The organism is Ignavibacteriota bacterium, assembly GCA_016218045.1.
Taxonomy (GTDB): Bacteria; Bacteroidota; Ignavibacteria; order SZUA-365; family SZUA-365; genus JACRFB01.
Genome location: JACRFB010000056.1, coordinates 40,251 through 56,939 on the forward strand (window position 1 = coordinate 40,251; position 16,689 = coordinate 56,939).

General features: G+C 62.6%; 15 protein-coding genes. 5 read left to right on the forward strand and 10 right to left on the reverse strand.

The window, feature by feature from the left end:
- The first annotated feature begins 44 nt into the window (after positions 1–44).
- Together blaOXA and HY962_14475 are read left to right on the forward strand one after the other, a co-directional pair.
- On the forward strand, positions 45–830 hold the full coding sequence (gene blaOXA, locus HY962_14470) for a class D beta-lactamase (GenBank protein ID MBI5648133.1): 786 nt from the start codon (positions 45–47) through the stop codon (positions 828–830).
- A gap of 71 nt (positions 831–901) precedes the next feature.
- Complete coding sequence (locus HY962_14475) at positions 902–1,312, forward strand: VOC family protein (protein MBI5648134.1); 411 nt, start codon at positions 902–904, stop codon at positions 1,310–1,312.
- 17 nt (positions 1,313–1,329) lie between these two features.
- Here the strand turns inward: HY962_14475 and mnmG are convergent, their stop codons facing one another.
- The 3 genes from mnmG to HY962_14490 form a co-directional block, all read right to left on the reverse strand.
- Positions 1,330–3,201, reverse strand: a complete 1,872-nt coding sequence (gene mnmG / locus HY962_14480) for a tRNA uridine-5-carboxymethylaminomethyl(34) synthesis enzyme MnmG (protein MBI5648135.1) — start codon at positions 3,199–3,201, stop codon at positions 1,330–1,332.
- A gap of 447 nt (positions 3,202–3,648) precedes the next feature.
- Positions 3,649–5,049, reverse strand: coding sequence for an MBL fold metallo-hydrolase (locus HY962_14485; protein MBI5648136.1), 1,401 nt, complete (start codon positions 5,047–5,049; stop codon positions 3,649–3,651).
- 265 nt (positions 5,050–5,314) lie between these two features.
- Positions 5,315–7,429 (reverse strand): 2-oxoisovalerate dehydrogenase, encoded by a 2,115-nt coding sequence (locus HY962_14490; GenBank protein ID MBI5648137.1) that lies wholly within the window; start codon positions 7,427–7,429, stop codon positions 5,315–5,317.
- Positions 7,430–8,142: 713 nt separating this feature from the next.
- Between HY962_14490 and HY962_14495 the strand changes: the two genes are divergently transcribed.
- From HY962_14495 to rsmB, 3 genes are all read left to right on the forward strand, one after another.
- Positions 8,143–8,448, forward strand: a complete 306-nt coding sequence (locus HY962_14495; GenBank protein ID MBI5648138.1) for an HU family DNA-binding protein — start codon at positions 8,143–8,145, stop codon at positions 8,446–8,448.
- Positions 8,449–8,731: 283 nt separating this feature from the next.
- Positions 8,732–9,970 carry a hypothetical protein gene (locus HY962_14500; GenBank protein ID MBI5648139.1) on the forward strand — a complete coding sequence of 413 codons (1,239 nt, stop codon included), beginning with the start codon at positions 8,732–8,734 and terminating at the stop codon, positions 9,968–9,970.
- A 45-nt stretch (positions 9,971–10,015) separates the two neighbouring features.
- Positions 10,016–11,377: a 16S rRNA (cytosine(967)-C(5))-methyltransferase RsmB gene (gene rsmB / locus HY962_14505; protein MBI5648140.1), complete on the forward strand. Its 1,362-nt coding sequence runs from the start codon at positions 10,016–10,018 to the stop codon at positions 11,375–11,377.
- A 77-nt stretch (positions 11,378–11,454) separates the two neighbouring features.
- Here rsmB and HY962_14510 read toward each other — a convergent pair whose 3' ends face one another.
- The 7 genes from HY962_14510 to sufD form a co-directional block, all read right to left on the reverse strand.
- A complete protein-coding gene (locus tag HY962_14510) occupies positions 11,455–11,934 on the reverse strand; it encodes an ankyrin repeat domain-containing protein (protein ID MBI5648141.1) in 480 nt (159 codons plus the stop codon).
- Positions 11,935–12,079: 145 nt separating this feature from the next.
- A complete protein-coding gene (locus tag HY962_14515; protein ID MBI5648142.1) occupies positions 12,080–12,538 on the reverse strand; it encodes an Rrf2 family transcriptional regulator in 459 nt (152 codons plus the stop codon).
- Positions 12,539–12,634: 96 nt separating this feature from the next.
- Complete coding sequence (locus HY962_14520) at positions 12,635–13,171, reverse strand: BrxA/BrxB family bacilliredoxin (GenBank protein ID MBI5648143.1); 537 nt, start codon at positions 13,169–13,171, stop codon at positions 12,635–12,637.
- Positions 13,172–13,199: 28 nt separating this feature from the next.
- Positions 13,200–13,529: an SUF system Fe-S cluster assembly protein gene (locus HY962_14525; GenBank protein ID MBI5648144.1), complete on the reverse strand. Its 330-nt coding sequence runs from the start codon at positions 13,527–13,529 to the stop codon at positions 13,200–13,202.
- Positions 13,530–13,626: 97 nt separating this feature from the next.
- Positions 13,627–14,103: an SUF system NifU family Fe-S cluster assembly protein gene (locus HY962_14530; GenBank protein ID MBI5648145.1), complete on the reverse strand. Its 477-nt coding sequence runs from the start codon at positions 14,101–14,103 to the stop codon at positions 13,627–13,629.
- The gene (locus HY962_14535) at positions 14,100–15,368 is read right to left on the reverse strand and encodes a cysteine desulfurase (GenBank protein MBI5648146.1); all 1,269 of its coding nucleotides are present in this window, start codon (positions 15,366–15,368) and stop codon (positions 14,100–14,102) included. The genes HY962_14530 and HY962_14535 overlap by 4 nt, the downstream gene beginning before the upstream one ends.
- Positions 15,369–15,380: 12 nt before the next feature.
- Positions 15,381–16,679, reverse strand: a complete 1,299-nt coding sequence (sufD, locus tag HY962_14540; GenBank protein MBI5648147.1) for a Fe-S cluster assembly protein SufD — start codon at positions 16,677–16,679, stop codon at positions 15,381–15,383.
- Positions 16,680–16,689: the final 10 nt, after the last annotated feature.

Below are 16,689 nucleotides of genomic sequence, written 5' to 3' on the forward strand. Positions count from 1 at the left end.
CGCATCCATTGTATACAATGAAATCTCGGGTGTTATATATTTTTATGCTGTGTCTCGCCGCGGCTCCGGCCATGTCGCAGCGTGTCGCGACACGGGACGAGTGGAAACGGTTTTTCGCGGACGAGGGCGTGGAAGGCACCGTGGTCGTCGTCGACATGCGGGTGGATTCACAATGGGTGTACAATACCGACCGCGCGCGCGAACGATTCTCGCCGGCGTCCACCTTCAAGGTGCCGCACGCGCTGTTTGCGCTCGACGCGGGTGTGGTGAAGAATGAATTCCAGCGCTTCCGCTGGGACGGACAACGACGCGCCATCGAGGCATGGAACGCCGATCAGGATCTTCGTTCCTCGATGCGGCACTCCGTCGTGTGGCTGTATCAGCAGTGGGCGCGGGCCATAGGCGCACAGGCCGAGACCCGGTACCTCCGTGCCATCAAGTACGGAAACATGTCGGCCCAGGGCGCGGTGGATCTGTTCTGGCTGAACGGCACGCTGCGCATTTCCGCGCTCGAGCAGGTGGATTTTCTGCGCCGGTTATATACAAACGCGCTCCCGTTCCGCGTCGAGCATCAGCGTCTGGTGAAGGATGTGATGCTCATCGAGGCGGGCCGCGACTGGCGCCTGCGCGCCAAAACCGGCTGGCAGTCGCGTCTCGATACACACGTCGGCTGGTGGGTCGGATGGGTGGAGTGGCCCGAAGGCCCCGTGTTTTTTGCGTTGAACATCGACATGCCGCGCGGCGGCGACGACACGCCGAAACGTGAATCCATCGGCCGCGCGATACTCCGCTCCATCAAGGCGCTTCCCGACGTCGCTCCGGGAAAATAAATCCTGTCGTCGGACCCTTCCTCCGCGCGACCATTGACCAACACGATGCACACCATAATCGGAGACATGGCATGAACAGAGTTGTTCACTTCGAAATTCACGCGGCCGACCCCGGGCGCGCCGCCGCATTTTACAGCGCGGTGTTCGGCTGGGATATTCACGAGTGGGTGGTGCCCGGCGTGGAAATGCCGGAGGAAAACCGCTACTGGATACTGAACACCGGGGCCGACGGCGTGCCGGGTATTCACGGCGGCATGGTGATACGCCGCGGCGCCGCGCCGGTCGAGGGCCAGGCCGTCAACGCGTTTGTGTGCACGATGGACGTGGAGTCGCTCGACGCCAGTCTTGAAACGGCCCTGCAGGCGGGCGCAACACTCGCGGTTCCGAAAATGCCCATTTTTGGTGTGGGCTGGCTGGCCTACTGCAAGGACACCGAGGGTAACATCTTCGGCATGATGCAGAACGACTCGAACGCGAAGTAGTCGGCGCGCGCGGTGTTTTATCCGCGCAGCAGCACCATCAGTATCGACACGTCGGCGGCGCTGACACCCGAGATGCGCGACGCCTGTCCGATGGATGCGGGGCGGACGCGCATCAGCTTCGCCCTGCCTTCCGTCGAGAGCGAGTGTACGCGCCGGTAGTCGAAGTCCGCCGGTATGCGCTGCTGTTCTGCATTGAGGAATTTCTCGACATCGATGCGCTGCCGCTCGATGTAACCGGCGTATTTGGTTTCGATCTCTATCTGCGCGGCTATGGCGGGATCCGCCACGGCGGGCGCAAAATCGGGGTCGGACGAAAAACCATCGATGCGGAAAAAATCGTGGGCGCGCACCTCGTCGCGCCGCAGAATTTTTGCGGCGAAATCGCTCTGCGGCAGCGGCGTCGAGCCGATGGATTCGAGGTAGGGATTGATACGCGCGGGGGAGACGGTTCGTTTTTCCAGTATCGGCAGAATGCGCCGCACGGCCGCGTCGCGCTCGCGCATCGCCTCATACACCGCGTCGGGGATCAGTCCCAACGCGTGGCCGTAGCCCATGAGCCGCCTGTCGGCATTGTCCTGCCGCAGCAGGAGGCGGTACTCCGCGCGGGAGGTGAACATGCGGTACGGCTCCTCGGTGCCCTTGTTGACGAGGTCGTCGATCAACACGCCGATGTAGGCCTCGGCGCGTGTGAGCACGAAGGGCGCTTCGCCACGCACACGGCGCGCCGCATTGATGCCCGCGATCAGGCCCTGCGCCGCGGCCTCCTCGTAGCCCGACGTGCCGTTGATCTGCCCCGCGTGAAACAAGCCCGACACGGCCTTGGTCTCGAGTGTGAGATGAAGCTGATGCGGCGGGAAATAGTCGTATTCGACGGCGTATCCGGGCCGCAGCATTTCCACGGTCCGCATGCCCGGCACGGTGCGTAATGCGCGGACCTGCACGTCCGCCGGCAGACTCGACGAGAAACCGTTCACGTACACCACGTCGGACTCGCGCCCCTCGGGCTCGAGAAAAAGATGATGGCTGTCGCGCTCGGAAAATCGGACGATCTTGTCCTCTATGCTGGGGCAGTAGCGCGGACCCACTCCCTGAATACGCCCGGTGAACATCGGGCTTTCATCGAACCCTTCGCGCATCACGGCATGTGTGGATTCGTTCGTGCGTGTGATCCAGCACGGGACCTGTTCCAGCACGGGAGGGGGCGACTGGAAACTGAGCGGCAGCGGCGGCTCGTCGCCCGGGGCGAGGGTCGTTTCGTCGAGGTCGAGACTGTGCAGCGCGACACGCGGCGGTGTGCCGGTTTTGAGCCGTCCCGTCTCGAAGCCCAACGCGAGCAGGGTTTCGGTGATGCCCGTTGCGGGGCGCTCGCCGAAGCGGCCGCCCTCCGTGCGCGCGAGTCCGGTGTACATGGCCGCATTGAGGAAGGTGCCCGCGCAGAGCACGATGGCGCGGCAGGGCAGCTCGCGTCCGGAGGCGGTTGTGACGCCGGATACGGTGTTGTTCTCGAGGTGCAGCAGGCGCACGGAATCCTCGATGACGTCGAGTCCGGGCTGCGCGGATACGCGGCGCTGCGCCTCGAGCGCGTAGAGTTCTCGATCGTTCTGCGTGCGCGGCGACCAGACGGCCGGGCCCTTCGAGCGGTTGAGCATTTTAAACTGTATCGCCGTCGCGTCGGCGATCTTCGCCATCTCTCCGCCCAGCGCGTCGATCTCGCGCACGAGATGTCCCTTTGCCGTCCCGCCAATCGCCGGATTACACGACATGCGGCCTATCGCCGCGGCCTCCATCGAAATCAGCGCCGTCCTGCAGCCCATGCGCGCCGCAGCCAGCCCGGCTTCGATGCCGGCATGGCCGCCGCCGATGACGAGGATGTCGTAAGATGAAGACATGAGGAGGGAGGAACTGGGATCTGGGAGTTAGGAGTTAGGATATGGGAACCGGGAGTAAGGGGCTGTCTGGGATGGACCGCGTAGGTGATCGTCCATAATCTAACACCAAAGCTGCGATTTTTGATCCGAATTTCGAGACAGAGAATCTCGCGCGGCGATGCGCTGTCACGATGACCGTTGTTCCGGAATGGCGACCGATTCTTGCCCTCTTGCGATGAAACATTTCCCACCCGTGCCCCGTCTAACCCAAGACTTCAGCACCTAGGGAGGAACACCCCCTCACATTATCTCACCGTCGATCAGGAATGGCAGAAGCGTCAGCGGCTGCCATTTTTTTGTGGAATGTAGCAAGGTAGCAAAGTTGAAAAGATCAAGACCTTGCTACTTTGCTACTTGTCCACTTTCAACTTTCCACCTTCCACCTTCCACCTTCCACGTGTGTACGTGTTACACACTAAACCGATCCCCCGCTTCGGGTATGGTGACCGACGGGAAGCCGAGTTCGCCCACGAGGCCGTCGCGGTATTTTTCCTGCTGGTCGAGGTCGCCGTGGACGAGGAAGATGTTTGTGAGGCGTGAGCGGTCGTAGCGTGCGTGATGCGCGAGAAGCTCGGTGCGGTCGGCGTGGGCGCTGAGGGAGTTCATCACCACCACTTCGGCGCGCAGCGAGAATTCGTCGCCGAAAATTTTCACGGAGGGGTGGCGCTCGACAATGCGCCGGCCCAGCGTGTGCTCGGCGTTGTAGCCCGTGATGAGCACGGTGTTGCGCTCGTTCTCGACGGAGTTCGCGAGATGATGCAGAATGCGTCCCGCTTCACACATGCCGGACGAGGAGATGATCATCATCGGATCACGCGAGGCGTTTAACGCCTTCGAATCCTCGACGTGTGTGATGTAACTGAGACGGTTGAAGCCGAACGGATCCTGCCGCGTGAGCAGCGCCTCGCGCACGTCGGGATCCATACATTCCGGATGAATGCGGAACACTTCGGTCGCGTTGCTGCTGAGCGGACTGTCCACATATATCGGGATCTCGGGAAGACGGCCCTGCAGACGCAACTGATTCAGATCGTACACCAGCTCCTGCGTGCGGCCCACGGAGAAGGCGGGCACGATGATCTTGCCGCCGCGCGCCACGGTCCGTTTGATGACGTCCTCGAGCGTATCGAGCGCGGTGGTGTCGTCGTGATGGAAGCGGCCGCCGTAGGTGCTCTCGGTGATGAGTGTGTCCACATCCCCTGTAAAGTCGGGATCGCGGAGGATGGGGCGGTCGGGCCGGCCCAGATCGCCCGTAAAACACAGCCGCGTGGAGGATCCGTTCACGGCGATGTCGAGCACCACCTGCGCGGATCCGAGGATGTGTCCGGCATCGTAGAACGTCACGTCCACATTCCCGGTCAGCGGTATACGGCGCCTGTATCCGACGGTCTGGAACTGCTCCATCGCCGTGATCACGTCGTCGGACGTGTACAGCGGCTCGACGGGAGGCAGGCCTTTCCGCGCGTGTTTCTTCGTGACGAACTCGGCGTCCTTCTCCTGTATGTGCGCGCTGTCGAGCAGCATGATGTTGGCAAGATCGCGCGTCGCGTGTGTCGAGACGATGGTCCCGTTGAATCCATGCCGCACCAGCATCGGAATTTTTCCGCTGTGGTCGATATGTGCGTGCGACAGCACCAGCACATCGATCTCCGCGGGATCGAAGGGAAAGGTCCGGTTCTTCTCCGCCGATTCTTCGCGGCGGCCCTGAAAGAGCCCGCAATCCAGCAGGATACGTTTCCCGTTGACCTGCACAAGGTGACAGGAACCCGTGACCGTACGCGCCGCCCCAAAAAACGAGAGATCGAACATGATGCCTTCCGTGAAATGATGGACAGATTCACCAATGATACAAAAATCGGCGCACAACCCTGAAGCATACGCCGCGTTCCGCTCCGGCACAGATTGGCTTCGCCCTAAACGCACGCGCGGGGATAGATCGGCCGACGACCTGCGGCGGGAAAACGATGACGGGCCGGACAGCACTGCCGCCAGGCCCGTTTCGTGGTATTGTGCAAGAGTGAAGTGTTCGCGCCGGAGACACGGCCTGCGTGATCCGGACGCGGACGCCGCGGGATCAGTACTTCGCGAGTTTTAATGCCGTGGCATACACGTCGTCGGCATTTACGAGAACTTCCTTCTCGAGATTCTTCGCAAAACCGACCGGGATGTCCTTGGAACCCAGGCGCATGACGGGCGCGTCGAGGAAGGCGAATTGTTCCTCGGCGATCCATGCAGCGATCTCGCCGCCGAAGCCGCCCGTACGGTTGGCTTCCTGCAGGACCATCACCTTGCCCGTCTTCTGCACGGTCTTGGCGATCGCATCCTTGTCGTAGGGAATGAGCGAGCGCAGATCGAGTACCTCCACCGAAATATTCTCTTCCTTCGCCAGGCGTTCCGCCGCCTGCAGGGCGAAGTGCACCGGTGTGCCGTAGGTCACGATGCTGAGATCGGCGCCCTCGCGGCGCACACGCGCGCGTCCGATGGGCACGCAGTACGACGGGGCGGGACGCGCGGCCTTAGCCATGGCGTGATTGTACAGATGTTTCGGCTCGAGATACATGGTGATGCCGCGCGTGCGCATGGCGCAGCGGAGCAGACCCGTGGCGTCGTCGGCGAAGGAGGGGATCACGATGCGAAGGCCGGGGATGGCGGCTAGCGATCCTTCGATGCTCTGCGAATGGTAGAGTCCGCCCTGGATGTATCCGCCTGACGCGAGGCGCACGACGATATTCGGAGCGAATTGTCCTTTTGTGCGCCAGTATTCGTGCGTGGTTTCGACAAGCTGTTCCATCGCGGGCCAGAAGTAGTCCGCAAACTCCGCTCCTTCGACCACGACCCAGATGTCGTCGCGATACCGCGCAAAACCGTTGGCCGTGCCGAGGATGAAGTCTTCCGCGATGGGCGCGTTAAAGATGCGCTCCTTGCCGAACTCGTGCAGCATGCCTTTGGTGACGTTGAAGATGCCGCCCTTGTCGCGCGAGGCCACGTCCTGTCCCCACAGGAAGGTGTTGGGATTGCGGCGGAATTCCTCGTGCAGCGTTTCGTTGATCGCTTCGCGGAAGGTGGAGACCGAGCCGCCGGCAGCGGCGCTGTCGGCGATCTTTGTCAGTTGTTCGTCGCTCAGTGGACACACGTGTGTGTCGTCGGGGAAGACAAACATGTGCGCGGATTCCTGCGACGGTTCCGGCGCTGCTTCGGCCTTTTCGGCCGCGAGTTCGAGTGTCGCCTGGTTCTCGCTTTCGATGGCCGCGATCTCGTCCTCGGTGAAGAGTTCATGCTGCAGAATGTAGGCGCGGAAGCGCTGCAATGGATCGCGCTGGCGCGCCTCCTCGAGTTCCTCGGGCGAGCGGTACAGTTCCTGGCGGTCGGAGTTGCTGTGCGCGCCGATGCGCACACACTCGGCATGGATCATGACGGGTCCGCCGCCGCTGCGCGCGTGCATGGCCGCGTCCTGCATGGTCCGCCACGAATCGAAGATGTTTGTGCCGTCGCAGTTGAGCACGAGCAGATTCTTGAAGCCGCGGAAATTGTCCGCGATGTTTGTGCTCGGACTCTGTTCGTGCACCGGCACGGAGATGCCGTAGCCGTTGTTCTGAATCACGAAGAGCACGGGGAGCTGCTCGCGGCACGCGCCGCTCACGGCCTCGTAGAAATATCCCTCCGATGTGGCGCTCTCGCCGCTGCTGTATATCGCGATTGCGTCGCCCTCGTACTTTTTGATGGCGCGCGCGACGCCCGTGGCGTGCAGACTGTGGTTGCCCGTGCACGACGAGACGTTCTGAATGCCGATGGACGGTTTCGCGAAGTGGTTGCTCATGTGGCGCCCGCCGCCGGCGACGTCGGTGTCCTTCGAGAGACCGTTGAGGATGATCTCCTCCGGTGTCAGGCCCGCGGCCAGCGAGGTCATGAGATCGCGGTAATACGGGAAGAGGAAATCCACCCCCGGCCGGAATGTGATGCCCATGGCGAGCTGAATGCCCTCGTGGCCGGCGCAGGGCGCGTGGTACGACCAGCCCTTCGACATTTTGAGGTACCGGGCCGCCTTCTCGTCGAGCAGGCGTCCGAGATGCATGAGCTGATACCAGTGGCGGAGCGTGGTGGGATGTACGTCCAGGGTGGTCACATCCCGGAAAAGGTTCGCATCGACTTGGGGTTCTTGTTGCACGGAGGTTGTATTGTTATGTGACATGGAATCAATTGCTTTCTATATGGAAACTAAACCGGATACGCGCATAACTAATTAAGGTACGACACATCCCGCCGGAATTCAAGCTCACGGGGTGAAGCGCTTCCACCGTTATCGATATAACACTGCGGAAGGGAGAACGGTTCACGCGGGATTGTGCAATTACTTGAAGGGGGCAATGGGAGTGGGAACTGATGTGGCTCGTGTGAGGACCCAGGATACAGGAGTCAGGAGACACGAATCGCGACAGGGCCTGTCTCCTGTATCCTCACACGGACATGAGGACCAAGCAGACGGGAGTCAGGAGACACGAATCGCGACAGTGCCTGTCTCCTGTCTCCTTCCTCCTGCATCCTCACACGGACATGAGGACCAAGTAGACGGGAGTCTCGAGACACGAATCGCGACAGTGCCGGCTCCTGTCTCCTTCCTCCTGTATCCTCACACGGACATGAGGACCACGCAGACGGGAGTCAAGAGCCACGAATCGACACAGTGCTGTCTCCTGTCTCCTTCCTCCTGTATCCTCACACGGCCATGAGGACCAAGCAGACGGGAGTCAAGAGCCACGGACTGACACAGTATCCCTATAAACATTGACTAAAAAAGAATTCGCGGGCTGTGTTTGTGATTGCCTTCCCCTGAAAAAAGTAGTATGTTGCTCACGCCTTTTGTAAGTCACATCCCCCCTACCACATTCCATCAAGGAGGAGCTCATGGCAAAAGAAGCAAAGCCCATGACCAAGAAGCAGATTGTGGACCACCTCGCTGCGAAGCTCGACCTGCCGAAGAAGACGGCGGACATGTTCCTCGCGGAACTGACGGCGCTCTCGTACAAGGAGGCCAAAAAATCCTTCACGTTCCCGGGCCTCGGCAAGCTCGTCGTCGTGAATCGCAAGGCGCGCACGGGCCGCAACCCGGCCACCGGCGAATCGATCAAGATTCCGGCCAAGAAGACGCTGAAGTTCCGCATCGCGAAAGCGGCGAAGGACGCAGTGCTCGGAGCGGCGCCGAAGAAATAATCGACGGCGAATCGATAGTACAAAAGGTGTTTCGCGTAGAAACACCTTTTTTATTTGTCCCCACGCAACGGCGCGCGCGCCTTGTTTCATGGGCCGGAACGGAGGCGGAGTGCGCCGCGTCACTCCGCGTCGCCGCTCTTCGGGCACGTATCTGCGCGCGCGCGGCGTGGATGATTGATCGCGAGAGAATCGTCGCACGTCTTGCACCAGACCGGATAATGCATGTATTTTTCATCTTTATCTCATCCCGACAGATATCTGCACCTTTTCATGGACTGACGACATGTTGGTTGTCCTGTACGAAGATGTTCCGAACAACACGATGCTGCCTCTGACGCACTTGCAGGCGGCCTTCGATGTGCGTTGCGGCATCTTCACAGCGCGCGAGCGCGCACGGCGGGCCTTCCCCGACGCACGGTGGCTGCTTGTCGCGAGGGACGACGTGGCCGATGCGCTGCGCGAGCGGACACAGCTTCGTGTCAACGAAGACGCGGATGAGCCCGCGCTGTTTCTCAGCGGATCCGCGCTGTTCCAGCGTGACGATTTCGACACGATACGCGGCGTGATCGGAGGCGACGCGGTGTTTTTCGCGTCCGACGGCAGTGTCGCGGGGTATGCGGCTTCGACAGGCGCGCGCGCGCGTGTGCTCTGCGCCGCCCTGCGCGAAGGCGCGGCTGTGTCCGCCGGCGACACTCAAGCGTTGACACTGGCAGGCGTGTCCATGGCGCGCAGGCCCTGGGACCTGATCGCGCGGAATGCCGACATGCTGCGCGCGGATGCGGAGTACTTTCCCGTCGGCACCATGAACGGCATGGCGCGGATTGCGGAATCGGCGCGCCTGCTTGCGCCGGGCAATGTGTACATCGCTCCGGGCGCGCGCATCGGCGAAGGAGTGGTGATCGACGCGGGCGAGGGTCCGGTGCTGATCGATACCGACGCCGAGATCATGCATCAGGCGGTGCTGCTCGGACCCGCGTACATCGGTCCGCGCACGCGTGTAAAGATCGGCGCAAAAATTTACGGCGGCACCTCCGCGGGCGAGCAGTGCAAGCTGGGCGGCGAGATCGAGGGCAGCATCTTCCACTCGTTCGCGAACAAGCAGCACGAGGGGTTTGTCGGGCATTCGTACTTCGCGGCGTGGACAAATCTCGGCGCCGACACAAACACCAGCGATCTGAAGAACACGTACGGACCCGTGCGCATGACTCTCGAAGGACACGAGCACGACACGGGCACCATGTTCCTCGGCACCGTGATGGCCGACCACGCGAAGTGCGGCATCAACACCATGTTCAATACGGGGACCAGCGTCGGCGTCGCGGCGAACGTGTTCGGCGGCGGCTATCCCCCGAAGTACATACCGAATTTTTCCTGGGGCGGTTCGGACGGTTTGACCGAATACGCCTTCGACCGCTGCGCCGCCGTGGCGGCGACCGTCATGGCGCGGCGCGGCATCACGTTCACCGACACGGAGCGGGACTTGCTGCACCGCGCATTCGTACGGACCGCGCAGCAGCGCTGACACATCACACTGAAGACACACACACCACACATGGCGGGCAACGCAATGGAATCCGACTTCGAAGAAATCCAGGATCTCTACAAGGGCGTCAGGGGAACGGCGGTCAAGATCCTCACACGTGTCGAGCGCACCGACGCGTACCTGGACAAGCTGCTCGACGCGGAGATGAACGCGAACGACTTCAATCCGCTCGACAAGCGCCTCTTGAACGAACTCGTGCACGGCGTGCTGCGCAACATGTCGAAACTCGACTGGGTGCTGACCGGCTTCTATCACGGCCAGTATTCGAAGGTTGTGCCGAACGTGCGCAACGCCCTGCGCGTCGGCCTGTACCAGATCCTCTTCCTCACGCGCATCCCGCATCACGCGGCCGTCAACGAGGCCGTGGAGTTCGTGAAGAAATACCGCGGACAGAAGCTGGCCGACACCATCAACGGCCTGCTGCGCAACATCGCCCGCAATATCGAAAACATCCGCTACCCGCTCGCGACAAACGACGAGCTGCAGTATCTCTCGGTGGTGCATTCCCATCCCGCGTGGGTGGTGCGCCGCTGGCTCGCGCGTTTCGGTTTCGAGGGAACCGAATCATTGCTGAAGTCCAACAACATCCGGCCTTTCCTCACGCTGCGCCACAATCCGCGGCGCATCGATTTTACGGCCTTCATCAACGAACTTGCCGAGCTGGGCATCGACTACCGCCGCTGCTTTCACATGGAGAACTATGTGACGGTGCGGAATCTGCCGAACATCCGGCAGACGAAGATGTTCATCGAGGGACATTTCACCGTGCAGGATGAAAGCGCCGGACTAGTGGGCCGCCTGCTCGATCCCAAGCCGGGCGACACGCTGTACGATCTCTGCTCCGCCCCCGGCGGCAAGGCGCTGCACGCGTCGGAACTCATGAAGACCGAAGGCCGCATCGTTGCGATCGACAAGTACGAGACGCGCCTGAATCTGGTACGCCAGTCGGCCGAACGCCTCGGCGCCGACATCCTCGAGTACGTCGAGGGCGACGCAACCGACATCGATCTTCCGCCCGCCGACAAGGTGCTGGTGGACGCCCCGTGCAGCGGCCTGGGTGTGTTGAGCAAAAAGCCCGACATCAAATGGAAGCGCGAGTCCGACGACATCCCGCGTCTTGTGGCCATACAGCGGGCGGTGCTCGAGAACGCGGCGCGTCTTGTACGTCCGGGCGGCGTGCTGCTCTACAGCACCTGCACGATCGAGCCCGAGGAAAACGCGTGGCAGATAAAGTCGTTCCTCGAGCGGCATCCCGAGTTCGAGGTCGACGACGCGCGCAAGTATCTCTCGCCGCAGATTGTCAGCGCCGAGGGATTCATGGAGACCCTGCCGCATCGTCACCGCATGGACGGTGCCTTCGGCGCGCGTCTGATAAAAAAGGCGTAAGCCGGGACGCGCGGGTCGGCCCGCTTCCGGTGTGTGTGTCACGGCCCGCGCCCATTGTCTGGCGCGGGCCGCGTCGTTTAATCCTTCGCTGCGTCTTCGAGCATCGACACGATTTCGCGATGTTTTTTTGCGCGCGCAAAATCGAGAGGTGTCTGGCCCTCGTGTGATCGTATGTCGAGCGCGGCGCCCGCGGCCACAAGCACACGCACCACATCGACGTTGTTCTGCCACACGGCATCGTGCAAGGCGGTGTAGCCGTTGTACGGTCCCTGCCTGTCGATCTCGATGCCGTGTTCAACGAGCAATTGCGCGGCCGCCGCGTGTCCGGCATAGGCCGCCGCATGCAGGGCGGTGGCTTTCATGCCCGGATCGAGCGCGCCCACGTCGGCGCCCGCCTCGAGGAGCAGCGACATGATGCCGGTGTGACCGAGGTAGGCCGCCATCACGAGCGGCGCGTCGCCGTTTGTTTCGAGCGCGTTTACATCGGCGCCGCCTGCGATAAGCTTGCGTACTGTATCCGTTTCATTCGCCTTCACGGCCTTCATCAGTGCAGTCATGACTGTGCGCTTCCTTATCGAGTGATTTCACAGGAGGAACGGAGGAAACGGAGACTCTTCACACAATCTCTTCGCATCAAATCCATCGTCTAATCGTCTAATCGTCCAATCGTCCAATCGTCTCATCATCCATCCGTCAAAGTCCTCACGCCTGCTCGATTCGCTCGAGCGTGATGGACACAACATCACGTGACGGAAGGAGATCGGCGATCGTAAGGCCACGCAGGGCCGTGTCGATGGCCTCCTGCACGCGCCGCCAGAGAGGGCGTATCGAACAGGAGACCGTGTGCAGGCACGAGTCCTCGGTGCCGGAATAATGCTCGCAGAAGTCGTGCTCGTACACCTTGCCGCCGAGAGCGATGAGCACGTCACTGACGAGTATGGAGTCCGCCGGACGAGAGAGCGAATAGCCGCCCTCCTGTCCGCGGACGCTGTCCACGAATCCACCCAGGCGCAGCAGCCGCATGAGTTTTGCGACATAGGCGGCGGAGAGGCCTTCCTCGCGCGATATTTCGCCGATGGTGAGGCCTGCGCCGGTGCCGCCGCGCCGAGCAAGCTGCAGGAGGCAGCGCAGTCCGTACTCTTCCTGTGACGAGAATTTCATGGGTGTGTGTGCTGGTATGCTGTCGATCGCGGCGCTGCCGCGGGCGCGTGTGCGCCGCGCGGCTGTCCGCTCACACTGTTGATCACGTGGCGCCGGTCAATTCATGCGGGGAATGCTCGAACCACAGATGCGCGCGTGTTCGAGTTCGTCGTACTTTTCCTTCGAGATGGAGGGACCCGTGCGTGTACAATGGCGCGCGTACATGGCGCGCAGGTAGGCGTCGATCTCCTCGGCCGTGCGGCCCTCGATATCGTAGCGCTGCATCATGAACAGGACCTTGCCGTCCTTCAGCAGCGCGATGTTGGGCGACGAGGGCGCGTAGCCCGTGAAATGCGCGCGCATCGCGTCCACGGCGTCGCGTTCCATGCCTGCAAACACGGTGACGAAGCGGTCGGGAATGATGCTGTTCTGCAGCGACGCCGTGATGCCCGGACGCGCGCTTCCCGCGGCGCAGCCGCAGACGGAATTGAGCATGACGAGCAGCGTGCCCTGTGTGTCGCGCACGGCCGCGTCGACGTCGGCCGGCGTCAACAGCTCCTCGAAGCCGACGTAGGTGAGTTCGTCGCGCATCGGCTGTACGGAGGCCGAGTCGTAGAGCGGCCCGCGGGGCGTGCGGATGGGATTGTCGAACATGTATGTTTCCTTTCTTCAGTGCGTGAGTTTAAAAAAATCCGAGTTCGAGGCGCGCGGATTCCGACATGCGCGCGGGTGTCCAGGGCGGATCCCAGACCACGTCGACCGTGGCGTCGGTCACACCCGGAACGAGCATTACTTTCTCGCGCACATCGTTCGGGAGCGACTGCGCCGCGGGGCAACTGGGCGATGTGAGTGTCATGCGGATCGCAACCTGGCCGTGGGCCTTGACGCGGATCTGATAGATCAGACCCAGGTCGTAGATGTTCACCGGGATCTCCGGATCGAAGCAGGTCTTGATCGCATCGACGACACGGTCGTCGAGTTCGTCGAGCGATGATTGCGTTGTGTCGTTCATAGGTGGTCCGCTCCTGAGCGTGGGTCGCCCTTCTCCGTCCGCAAGCGGTCGGGGGAAGAGGGAAGAGCGAAGTGGGAAGAGGATTGGGTGGCGTGTATCATCCCTGAGTCTCCGTCGAAGTCGCGGCGTCATTCCGCGCAGCCGCGTCGGCCAGCGCTTCACGCAGCGTGTGCCACGCGAGAGTCGCGCATTTGACACGCGCCGGGAATTCCGATACGCCGCCGAAGGCCGCGAGTTTGCCGAGTTCGTCGAGGTGATCAAGCGCGTCGATCTTTCCCGTGACGATGTCGTGGAAGAGCTGGAAGAGCCGCTCGACCTCGGCCTTGGACTTGCCCTTCACCTCGGCGCTCATCATCGAGGCCGAGGCCTTCGATATCGCGCAGCCGGTGCCCTCGAAACGGAGGTCGGTGACGGTGCCGTGATCGGTCTTCAGAAAAAACGTGTAGTGGTCGCCGCAGAGGGGATTGTATCCTTCACGGCGCACCTCCGCATCGTCCATCGTGCCGAAGTTGCGCGGATTCTTGTTGTGATCGAGAATGACCTCCTGATAGAGGTCGCGCACGTCGTCGTTCATGCAAATACCTCGAGAACACGGTCGATGGCGCGCATGAGCGCCTCGACATCGTCCTTGGTGTTGTAGAAGGAAAAGGATGCGCGCGCGGTGGCGGGAATGCCGAGACGCTGCATCGTGGGCTGCGCGCAGTGGTGGCCCGCACGTACCGCGATGCCGTGCTGGTCGAGAATCGTGCCGATGTCGTGCGGGTGAATCGCGCAGAGCATGAACGAGATCACGCTCGCTTTTTCGGGGGCCGTCCCGATGATGCGGAGTCCGGGCACCGACGACAGGCGCGCGGTGGCGTAGGCGAGCAGGTCGCGTTCGTACGTGACGAGCGCTTCGAGATCGAAGGCGCGCAGGTAGTCGATGGCGGCGCCGAGCCCGATGGCGCCCGCGATGTCGGGCGTGCCCGCCTCGAATTTGTAGGGCAGATGGTTGTAGACCGTCTTCTCGAAGGAGACCGAGAGGATCATGTCGCCGCCGCCCTGATAGGGTGGAAGACGGTCGAGCCACTCCTCCTTTCCGTACAGGACACCGATGCCCGTGGGTCCGTAGATCTTGTGCCCGCTGAACACGAAGAAGTCGCAGTCGAGGTCCTGCACGTCGATGGGGAAATGCTGCACCGACTGCGCGCCGTCCACGAGCACGGGCACGCCGCGGTCGTGCGCGACGCGTATCATCTCGCGCACCGGATTGACGGTGCCGAGCGCGTTGGAGACGTGCACGATGGTGACGAGTTTTGTGCGCGGTGTAAAGAGCTTCTCGTATTCCTCGACACGCAGCGTGCCCTCGTCCGTAATGGGAATCACGCGGAGCCGGGCGCCTTTTTCCTCGCAGAGCATCTGCCACGGCACGATGTTCGAGTGATGCTCCATCGTCGAGAGGATGATCTCGTCGCCCTCGCCCACCATGGTCCGGCCGAAGCTGTGCGCGACGAGGTTGATGCTCTCGGTGGTCCCGCGCGTGAAGACGATTTCGTGCGCGCTGCGGGCGTTGAGGAAGGAGCGGACGCGCTCGCGCGCGGCCTCGTAGTGCGCGGTGGCGACCTGGCTCAGGTGATGCACGCCGCGGTGCACGTTCGAATTGCGGTGCTCGTAGTAGTCGCTGATCGCGTCGATCACCGAGCGCGGCTTCTGCGTCGATGCCGCGTTGTCGAGATAGACGAGGGGACGGCCGTGCACCAGTTCGCCGAGTATGGGAAAGTCGCGGCGCGCCGCGTGGGGATCGAAGGCGAGCACGGGGCTCTCGGCGAGCAGGTCGGAGGAAAAGCGGGAGGGGGTCATGGCGGGAGGGAATCAGGCCTGGGGACGCAGGCGTTCGTGAATGGCCTCGTGCAGCCAGCCGCGCAGCGGTTCGCCGGGGATTCCCGCGAGAAGCTCATCGGCAAAGGCGAGTGTGAGGATGGCGCGCGCATGCTCCTCGCCGATGCCGCGGGAGCGCAGATAAAAGAGCGCGTCGCCGTCGAGGCGTCCGACGGTGGCGCCGTGTGTGCATTTGACGTCGTCGGCGAAGATTTCGAGCTGGGGTTTCGCGTCGACAACGGCGCCCGGGCTGAGAAGGAGCGTGTTGTTGGATTGTTTTGCGTCGGTTTTCTGGGCGTGTTCGCGCACGAGGATGCGTCCGCTGAACACGGCGCGCGCGGTGTCGTCGAGCACGTGTTTGTAGCGCTCGAGACTGTGCGACGACGGGCGCGCATGGTCGAGCCGCGTGTGATTGTCCACATGCATCGTGCCGCGCGCGACCGTGAGTCCCTCGAGCACGGCCTCGCAGTGTTCGCCGTCGAGCACGGTCGAGACGTCGTTGCGCGTCAGCGCGCCGCCGAGCGTGACGACACGTGTGGCGACGGAGCTGCCGTTGCGCTGCACGACGAAGGTGCCGCCGATGTGGCGCGCGGCGCTGTTCTCGATCTGCAGGCGCGTGTGGCGCACGGAGGCGTCCTCGGCGGCCTCGATGTCGGTGACCGCGTTGGTGAAGGCGGGACCGTCGCCGAGTGACGCGTACACCTCGATCACGTCGATGGCGCTGCCGCGCTCGGCAATGATGGAGACACGCGGCGCGCTCATGCGCGGGGTGTCGTCGGCCGACGAGAAAAACACGGTCGTGACGGGCGTCTCGAACGCGGCGCCGGCGCGCGCGCGCAGCACGGCCGCGTCGCACACAAAGGCCTCGTTGAGTTCGGCGAACACGCCGCGCGCGCCGGCGCCGCCGGACCTCGCGGGTATCCCCGCCGCCGACTCCGCCCGCGCGCTCTCCGCGCGCACGGCGCGCGAGAGCGCGGGAGCGTGGCGACCGTCAATAAAAACGAGCAACGGATCCGATTCTCCGATAAAGGTGAATGTCGCGAGCGCCGCCGCGGCGCGCGCCTCAAGATCCGGCGTTTCACGCGCGGCCGCGGGAGCAAAGGCGGTGTCGAGTACGGCCGACAGGTTGGTGTAACGCCATTCCTCGTGCCGCTGCGTCGGGAAGCCGAGCGCCGCCGCGCGGTCCATCGCCTCACGCCGCGCGGCGCGCTGCGCGGGATCGGATCCGCCGTTGCGCGTCTCCTCGATGTCGCGGAAAGACGCGATGTAATGTTCCAGAGTGCCTGCTGTCATGGTCTTCATC